Source organism: Streptomyces sp. NPDC046900 (assembly GCF_040644975.1).
In the GTDB taxonomy this organism is placed as follows: domain Bacteria; phylum Actinomycetota; class Actinomycetes; order Streptomycetales; family Streptomycetaceae; genus Streptomyces.
Window position 1 is genome coordinate 19,005 of the sequence record NZ_JBEYXD010000051.1, and the last position, 8,029, is coordinate 27,033.

General features: G+C 72.0%; 7 protein-coding genes. 1 reads left to right on the forward strand and 6 read right to left on the reverse strand.

Going from position 1 to position 8,029, the window contains the following annotated elements; translation table 11 throughout:
- Position 1: 1 nt before the first annotated feature.
- From ABZ904_RS34155 to ABZ904_RS34165, 3 genes are all read right to left on the reverse strand, one after another.
- Entirely contained in the window at positions 2–1,333 is a 1,332-nt protein-coding gene (locus ABZ904_RS34155; RefSeq protein WP_361827786.1) for an ABC transporter substrate-binding protein, read from the reverse strand.
- Between the two features lie 99 nt (positions 1,334–1,432).
- Positions 1,433–2,641, reverse strand: coding sequence for an ROK family transcriptional regulator (locus ABZ904_RS34160; protein ID WP_361827749.1), 1,209 nt, complete (start codon positions 2,639–2,641; stop codon positions 1,433–1,435).
- Between the two features lie 293 nt (positions 2,642–2,934).
- Positions 2,935–4,041: a mechanosensitive ion channel family protein gene (locus ABZ904_RS34165; RefSeq protein WP_361827752.1), complete on the reverse strand. Its 1,107-nt coding sequence runs from the start codon at positions 4,039–4,041 to the stop codon at positions 2,935–2,937.
- A 331-nt stretch (positions 4,042–4,372) separates the two neighbouring features.
- Here ABZ904_RS34165 and ABZ904_RS34170 point away from each other — a divergent pair, with 331 nt between their 5' ends.
- Positions 4,373–4,909 carry an HNH endonuclease gene (locus tag ABZ904_RS34170; RefSeq protein ID WP_359400685.1) on the forward strand — a complete coding sequence of 179 codons (537 nt, stop codon included), beginning with the start codon at positions 4,373–4,375 and terminating at the stop codon, positions 4,907–4,909.
- Positions 4,910–5,121: 212 nt separating this feature from the next.
- Here ABZ904_RS34170 and ABZ904_RS34175 read toward each other — a convergent pair whose 3' ends face one another.
- The 3 genes from ABZ904_RS34175 to ABZ904_RS34185 form a co-directional block, all read right to left on the reverse strand.
- Complete coding sequence (locus tag ABZ904_RS34175) at positions 5,122–6,453, reverse strand: hypothetical protein (protein WP_359400688.1); 1,332 nt, start codon at positions 6,451–6,453, stop codon at positions 5,122–5,124.
- On the reverse strand, positions 6,450–7,223 hold the full coding sequence (locus ABZ904_RS34180; RefSeq protein WP_360999213.1) for an ATP-binding cassette domain-containing protein: 774 nt from the start codon (positions 7,221–7,223) through the stop codon (positions 6,450–6,452). Before ABZ904_RS34180 ends, ABZ904_RS34175 begins: the two co-directional genes overlap by 4 nt.
- Positions 7,224–7,278: 55 nt before the next feature.
- Positions 7,279–8,029: zf-HC2 domain-containing protein (locus tag ABZ904_RS34185; protein ID WP_361827757.1), on the reverse strand; the 751-nt coding region annotated here is incomplete at its 5' end.

Here is an 8,029-nt window from a genome sequence, read left to right on the forward strand (position 1 = left end):
GCTACTTGGCCTGCGCGATGTCCGTGTCGATCTGCTTGGCCGTGCTCTCGAGGCCCGACGTGAGGTCCTTGACCTTGCCGCTCTCGTAGTCGTAGCCGAGCTGCTGGATCGTCACCAGGTACTGGCCGCCGTTGATCGACGCGGGAGTCGTGGTCGAATCCGGGTTCGCCGCGATGTCCAGGAACGTCTTGAAGCGCGGGTCGTACTTCAGCTTCGGGGACTTGAGCGCGGCGAGCGTGGACGGCACGTTGTGGATGTCGTTGGCGAAGCCGACCACGGCGTCCGTGTCCGTGGTCATGTACTTCACCAGCTCCCAGGCGGCGTTCTGCTTCTTGCTGTTGGCGGCGATACCGGCGATGGTGCCGGTGATGTAGCCCTTGCCGTACTGGGAGGCCTGGTCGTCCGGCACGGGCAGCGGGGCCACTCCGATCTCGAAGCCGGGCTTGGCGTCCAGGGCCATGCCGAGGCGCCACTCGCCGTCGAGCTGCATGGCGACCTGGCCGGTGTGGAACGGGTGCTTGGGACCCCATTCGTCGCCCAGCTTGGAGCGGTACTTCTCCAGCTTCTGGAAGCCGCCCAGCTCGTCCACGAGCTTCTTCTGGAGCGTGAATCCGGCGGTGAAGGCGGGGTCGGTGGCGAGGCTCGACTTGCCGTCCTTGCCGAAGTACGTCGGGGAGAACTGGGCGAAGTAGTGCTCGGTGGTCGTCTCCCAGCCGTGGTAGTCGGGCATGAAGCCGAGCTGCTTGTAACCGTCACCGTCGGAGATGGTCAGCTTCTTCGCGTCGGCCTCGAACTCGGACCAGGTCTTGGGCGGGTTCGCGATGCCCGCCTTCTTGAAGGCCGTCTTGTTGTAGTAGAGCCCGTAGGCGTCGCCCAGCAGCGGCACCGTGCAGCGGTTGCCGTCGAACTGGGTGTACTCGTTCATCGCCTTCGGGAAGGTCGCGTCCGGGTCGATGCCCGCCTTCTTGAAGAAGGGGTTGAGGTCCACGAGGGCACCCGACGAGCAGAACTTGCCCACGTTGTTCGTGGTGAAGGAGGAGATGACGTCGGGCGCCTTGTCCCCGCCGCTGCGCAGCGCCTGGTTGATCTTGTCGTCGGTCATGTTGGCGACGACGTTGACGTGGATGTTGGGATGCGCCTTCTCGAAGCCCGCGATCAGCGCGTTCACGGCCTTCGTCTCCGAGGGCGCGCTCCAGGCGTGCCAGAAGTTGATGGTGGTCTCCTTGGACGCGTCGTCGTCCGCGCCGGAGGAGGACTGCCCGGTACAGGCGGTGGTGAGAAGAGCGAGGGACGCGGTGAGGGCGAAAGCCGTCTTTCGGATCACTTTGGGCATGACTTCGGGCATGACGGGGTCTCCCTGGGACGGGCTGGGTGAGGTACGGGCCGGAGCGGGTGCGGGGCGGGGGTGGAACCGGAGTGGATCGGCCGGGGTTCAGCGCGAGGTGTTGAAGACCTCGTCGCGGGTGGTTGCCAGCGCGCTCTCCAACGCGCCGCGCAGCACGGGGTGTTCGCGTACGTCGCCGACGACGAGGCGCGGCCGGGACGCGGCCAGCTCCTCCAGTTCGGCCTGGAGCAGGGTGCGCAGCGGCTCGCCCCCGGAGGTGAGCAAGGCGCCGCTGAGGACCACGAGTTCGGGGTCGAGCACGGAGACCAGCGCGGCAAGGCCGGTCGCCAGCCGGGTCGCGTATGTCTCGAGGAGCCGCCGGTGGGGGCCGGTGGTGCTGTCGGCGCCGAGGGCGACGAGAGCGGCGGCGACCTCGCTGTACGGGCCGGTGGGCACGTCCTTGATGCCCAGATCCCGGGCCAGCCGGGGGATGGCCTGGGAGCCGGCCAGCTCCTGGTAGCCGCCGCTGTTGGCCCGGGTCACCTGGCGGACCAGGGGCGCGCCGGGCACCGGCAGGAACCCCACCTCGCCGGCGCCCCCGGTCCAACCGCGGTGCAGCCGGCCGCCGAGCACGAGGGCGGCGCCGAGACCGCCCTCGTTCCACAGCAGGACGAAGTCGCCGTGGCCCCTGGCGGCGCCGAGCCGCTGCTCGGCGAGGGCGACGAGGTTGACGTCGTTCTCGTACTCGACGGGCATCGGCAGGGCGGCCGCGAGTTCGTCGAGCAGCGCGGGGGAGTGCCAGCCGGGCAGATGGGAGGCGTAGCGCAGCCGCCCGGTGTTGGGGTCGAAGGCCCCCGGGGTGCCGATGACCACCCGGTGCACATCGGAGACCGCGAGCCCGGCGGCCTTCACCGCCCCCTCGAGAGCGCCCGTGACCTGGCGTACCACGGGCTGCGCGCGGCGGCCGGGGGTGGGCAGTTCGTACTCACCCACCGACCTGCCGGTGATGTCGGCGACGGCGGCGAGGATGCGCTCGGGGGTGACGTCGAGGCCGGCGACGTGGGCGGCGGCCGGGTTGACCGAGTAGAGCTGGGCGCCCGGGCCCGGACGCCCCTCGCTGGTGCCGGTCATCAGGACGAGGCCGGCGGCTTCGAGGCGGGCGAGCAGCTGGGAGACGGTGGGCTTCGACAGGCCGGTGAGCTTGCCGATACGGGTACGGCTGAGCGGGCCGTGCTCCAGGAGGAGATCGAGGGCGGCGCGGTCGTTCATGGCGCGCAGCACACGCGGGGTGCCCGGCATGCCGGCGGATCCTGCCATGTCTGTCGCCACCTGCCTCTCAACAGCCCAGCTTCCCAGCGAGGCCGCCTGGAAGTCCACCGGATGATCTTCCGGTGTCCTCCCGTGTTCGGGCGGTCCCGAAGATCACTGTTAGGAAAGTTTCCTATTGGGTGAGAGGAAGTTAGGCCTGCCGCAAGGGAGGCGTCAATACCGGCCACTGGTGGCAATCAACTCGTTACGTACGGAGCCACCGGAACGGCCGATCCGCCCTCTCGTACACGCCAAGAGGCGGCGCCCGGAGCACCCGGACGCCGCCTCCTACGTACGACCTGTCACATCGTCGCCGACCGCGGCGGCACGATCGGGGACGCCGCCTGCGCCTGCGGGGACTCGGGATTCGAGAGGACCGACGGAGCCGCCACCATCGCCGAAGGATCGATCGGGGGCTGCGGCCCCGGCTCGGCCGGCAGGCCGCCGACGATGGGGATGTGCGCCTCGTCGAAGGCCAGCTTGATGCGCCAGCGCAGCTCGCGCTCCACCGCCAGAGCCTTGCCCGGCATCGTCTTCGCCGAGACCCGGACGACCATCGAGTCCAGCAGCACACTGTCCAGGCCGAGCACCTCGATCGGGCCCCACAGGAGCTCGTTCCACGGCTCGTCCTTGCTCATCCGCTCCGCCACCGTGTCCAGGGTCGTCTTCACCCGGTCCAGGTTCTCGACGGAGCGGACGGTCACGTCGACCCCGGCCGTCGCCCAGCCCTGGGAGAGGTTGCCGATGCGCTTGACCTCGCCGTTGCGGACGTACCAGATCTCGCCGCCCACGCCGCGCAGCTTCGTCACCCGCAGGCCGACCTCGATCACCTCGCCGGAGGCCACCCCCGCGTCGATGGTGTCGCCGACGCCGTACTGGTCCTCCAGGATCATGAACACGCCGGACAGGAAGTCCGTCACCAGGTTGCGCGCGCCGAAACCGATCGCCACGCCCGCCACACCGGCGGACGCCAGGAGTGGCGCCAGGTTGATCTGGAAGCTCCCCAGGACCATCAGCCCGGCCGTACCGATGATCACGAACGACGCCACCGACCGCATCACCGAGCCGATCGCCTGCGAGCGCTGCCGGCGGCGCTCCGCGTTCACCAGCAGCCCGCCGAGGGCCGTGCCGTCCACTGCCTCGGCCGTGCGGCTCATCCGGTCGATCAGCTTGGTGATCGCCCGTCGCACCGCCACTCTCAGTACCGCCGCGATCACCAGGATCAGCAGAACCCTCAGGCCGATGGCGAGCCACGTGGACCAGTTCTGCTCGACCCAGCTGGCGGCGTTGTTCGCGCTCTCCTGGGCGTCCTGGAGCGTGGGGACCGCTGGAGCCGTCGTCGGAACCGTCGTCTGCGATGGCGACGGATACGGGGTGGCGCCGACGGCCGATAGCGCGGGCAGGGACACGGCAGGTACCTCCTGGTGCAGCGTCTGCCTCCGGTGCGGGCGGTCAAGGTGGGCAGGGCCGTCGGGGCCGTCGAGGTCACGGGAAGGTCACCGGAAGGGCAGGGCACCACACTAACGGGGCATCGCGTGGGGATCGTGCCGATGTCCCGTGGAGAGACCGTGCTCACCTGGGGAAGTAAAGGGGCGCGCAACGGGGGATGCATCGTGTGTGGTCGAAAACACTCCCAGCCCGTTACCGGGACATGGTGGCGCTTCCACCAGGCATGAGGGGAGACTGACTGCAGATCGTCCCGGCGCGAGCCACGCGCCGCCGGCGTACAAGGAGGCATCCGTGCCGCATGTCCTGGTCCTCAATGCGTCGTACGAGCCACTCGGCGTCGTACCGCTCCACCGCGCGCTCGTCCTCGTCCTCGAGAACAAGGCCATCTGCCTCGAGGAGTCCGGCGCCTTCATGCACAGCGCAACCGTCACTGTCCCCGCACCGAGCGTGGTCCGGCTGAAGCGATTTGTTCGGGTTCCCTACCGGGGGCCCGTTCCTCTTACCCGGCGCGCGCTCTTCGCACGTGACGGCGGCCGGTGCATGTACTGCGGTGGCGTCGCAACCAGCGTCGACCACGTCATTCCGCGCAGCCGCGGTGGTCAGCACGTCTGGGACAACGTGGTGGCGTCCTGCCGCCGCTGCAACCACGTCAAGGCCGACCGGCATCTTTTCGAGCTGGGCTGGCGGCTGCGTCACAAACCCGCGCCGCCGACCGGACTCGCCTGGCGCATCATCGGAACCGGGCATAGGGACCCGCGCTGGCTGCCATACCTGCAGCCGTACGGCGCGGACGACGCCTTGGCCCGGATCGACGGCATTTCAGCCTGACGATCCGGGCTTTTGCATACCCGGGGCACGCCCCGTGGCACTCATGGCCACGGGGCCCTTCCGGGTGAGCACCACGACGTACGACGTGAAGCCCCGCCGCCCGGCCGAGCCGCACCGACCGTGGCCGCCCGCGCCCACACCCCGACCGTCCGACCTGGCAGGGCCCAGGTGGTCGCCCGCCTTCGAGGTCCGGGCGGGCTCCCGGAGGCCCGTCACAGCTCCGGTACCCCGCCCACGTCGCAGGCGCCCCGGGCCGCGAAGTAGGCGGACAGCCAGGTGCGGCGCTCCTCCTCGTCCATCGCCGCCAGGCGGGACCGGGCCGCGCGGCGCTTCCTCAGCTCCGCACGATGGGCTTCGTCGCCCTGGGCGTCCTCGTCGTCGAAGGCCTTCCGCAGGGGGTTGGGCGCGAGGTAGTTCTCCACCGCGTCGTCCGCCCGGAGCACGCGCGCGTTCGTCCTCTCCCCGCAGTCGCCGCGCAGCCGCAGCGCCGTCACCGCCTCCCACGCGTACTGCTGCGGATCGGTCAGCCGCCCCCGTACGACCGACCGCCCGAACGGCGTGACCATCGGCAGTTCCGCTTCGTCGGGCCGGGGTGAACCCGGGTGGTCCTCCCATCGGACGGGCAGGTTCCGTACACCCTTCAGCCGGCCGGTGATGCCCGACAGGGCATCCGTGACCTGCGGGAGCAGTCCGGCGTAGCGGGCATTCACACAGACGGCGGGCGTGGTGGAGGTGTCGCACACCTGCCGCCGGGCGACCGGGTCGTCGTGCCACAGCCCGTCCCCGGTCTGCACCAGCAGGGCTCCCGCGGCCGTGGCGGCGACCAGCGGCAGCAGGGCCGTGGACCGGCGGCGGAGCGTGTGCACCAGCACCGCGGCCGCCGCGAGACCGCCTGCCCACACCGTCATCGCCACGGGCTGCCACCACACCGGTACCCAGGTGTCCGGAACCGGGAAGGCCGGATTGAGCGAGCGGCCGAAGCCCAAGCGGTCCAGCGCGAAGCCGAGGCCGAGGTAGCCGGCCACGGCCAGCAGCGGGGCCGCGAGCCGGGAGGGCACCAGCCGGCCGACGACATGACCGATCAGCGCGGCGGCCGCCAGCGCCACCGCATCGCCCGGCAGCGCGGTCGGCCAGAGGCGGCCGCCCTGGGCGTAGGGCCAGGTGGCCAGCAGGGCCAGGGCCGCCGCGGCCAGGTACCCCGCGGCCGTCCACAGCCCGATCGGCAGCGCCGAGGCCAGGAACCGGACGAGCGGTCCCCGTGCGGCCGTCCGCCACAACTCGTCGGTGTGCCGCCGCCGTTCCCGCCCGCCCTGCCGGCAACCGGCGGCCGCCGCGAGCGGCACGACGACCAGCAAGGCGCTGTGCAGCTGCGCCGCCGTCTCGTCCCAGCCGCCCTGCCAGCGCCCGGCGGAACCGGCCAAAGTCGCGGCCAGCGTCAGGAGCACAGCAGCCCCGGACCAGGGGGCGAGGCCGCGGAGGGCCTCGGTGCGCAAGGGGTGCTGCGGGCGGACGATCGGCTGCTTCCTTCCGGCCACGAGACTCATCGCGCCGCCTCCCGGACCGCCTGGCCACGGTGTGCCCGCAGCGCCGCCGTGTAGCCGCGCTCCACCGGGTGGACGCCCGGCCCCTCCGACGCGGCGCCGAGCGCGGTGAGCGCCTCGGGGGTGCCGCGGTAGGCGACTCGCCCGGCGTCCAGGAGGGTCACCTCTGTGCAGGCGGCCGCCACGTCCTCCACGAGGTGGGTGGAGACGACCACCGTGGCCGCGGCGCCCAGTTCGCGCAGCAACTCGCGGAACTCCACGCGCTGTTCGGGGTCGAGGCCCGCGGTCGGCTCGTCCAGCAGCAGGACGTCGGGCTCGTTGACGACGGCCTGGGCGACGCCGACGCGGCGGACCATGCCGCCGGACAGCGTCTTGATCTTCGTGTCGATGCGTGGGCCGAGACCGACCCGGTCCACGGCACGCTCCACCGCGGCCGGGGCCTCGGCGGCGGGCATCTCCTTCAGCCAGGCGACGTAGGCGACGAACTCGCGGACCGTGAACCCCGGGTAGTAGCCCAGTTCCTGCGGCAGATAGCCCAGACGGCGGCGGATTTCGCCGCGGCACCGGTGGTCGCCGGCGTCCTTCCCGAGAATCTCCACCCGGCCGGCCGCCGGTTCGCAGACGGTGGCGAGGACGCGGATCAGGGACGTCTTGCCCGCGCCGTTGGGGCCCAGCAGACCGTGTACGCCCGCGCCGAACGTGAGGTCGACCCCGTCGAGGGCGACGGTCCTGCGGTGCCGCGCCCGCAGGCCGGTCACTCGTATCGTGCTCAACGCTTCTCCAGATGTGGGTGGTGGGTGCCGGCGCGCGGTGACTCCGCGGTCGTCGTCACCGCTGCTCCAGTCGCCCGTAGGCGGGACGGCGGGCGGCCAGCAGTGCGGCGCAGAGCGCGGTCGCCGCCGCCCAGCCGCCCTGGGCCGGGGCGCCGTCCAGGTACAGGGAGAGCCGCTCGGCGAGGCGCGAGGTCAGCCCGCTGCCGGGGGCGGTGAGCGCCGGCACCACCACGGCGCACAGCCAGCCGCCTCCGGTCACCGCCGTCGCGGCACGGCAGCCGACATAGGAGGCCAGGGCCAGCGAGGCCAGCGTCAGGGCGAGCCCGGGCAGCAGCCAGGCGGCCGCACCCGGCGCGCCCGAGGCGGGCAGCAGCAGCCCGGCGAGGGTCAGCAGCGGAAGGCTCACGGTCAGGACGGCGGTCGTGCGCGTCAGTACCAGCCGCAGCCCCCCGGAGGGAGTCGCCGCCGCGATCTCGTGCAGCGGGTCGGCGTGAGCCCCGTAGGACAGGGCGACCCCGGCGACGGGCACGACGGGCGCGACGGCGAGCAGCAGCGGCCGTGCCCCGTCGAAACCGCCCGCGTGCGCCAGTGCGACGGCTCCGACGGCCACGAACAGCACGGCCGGCGGCCAGGCCCCGCGGACGGCGGGACCGGCGGCCCACAGGACCCGGACGAGAGCGGGCCACCAGGAGCGGAGCGCGGTACCGGAAGACCACAGGCGGGCGTCGGAGACAGCCGGCGCGGGCGTCGGCCCGGACGCGGGCACCGCCTCCGGCATCGTGTTCCGCACCTGGGCCGGTGCTGCC

Bases quoted from the DNA above. Each gene is read 5' to 3' on its own strand.
- ABZ904_RS34155 (WP_361827786.1), bottom strand. From the start codon at position 1,333: ATGCCCAAAGTGATCCGAAAGACGGCTTTCGCCCTCACCGCGTCCCTC.
- ABZ904_RS34160 (WP_361827749.1), bottom strand. From the start codon at position 2,641: ATGGCAGGATCCGCCGGCATGCCGGGCACCCCGCGTGTGCTGCGCGCC.
- ABZ904_RS34175 (WP_359400688.1), bottom strand. From the start codon at position 6,453: ATGAGTCTCGTGGCCGGAAGGAAGCAGCCGATCGTCCGCCCGCAGCAC.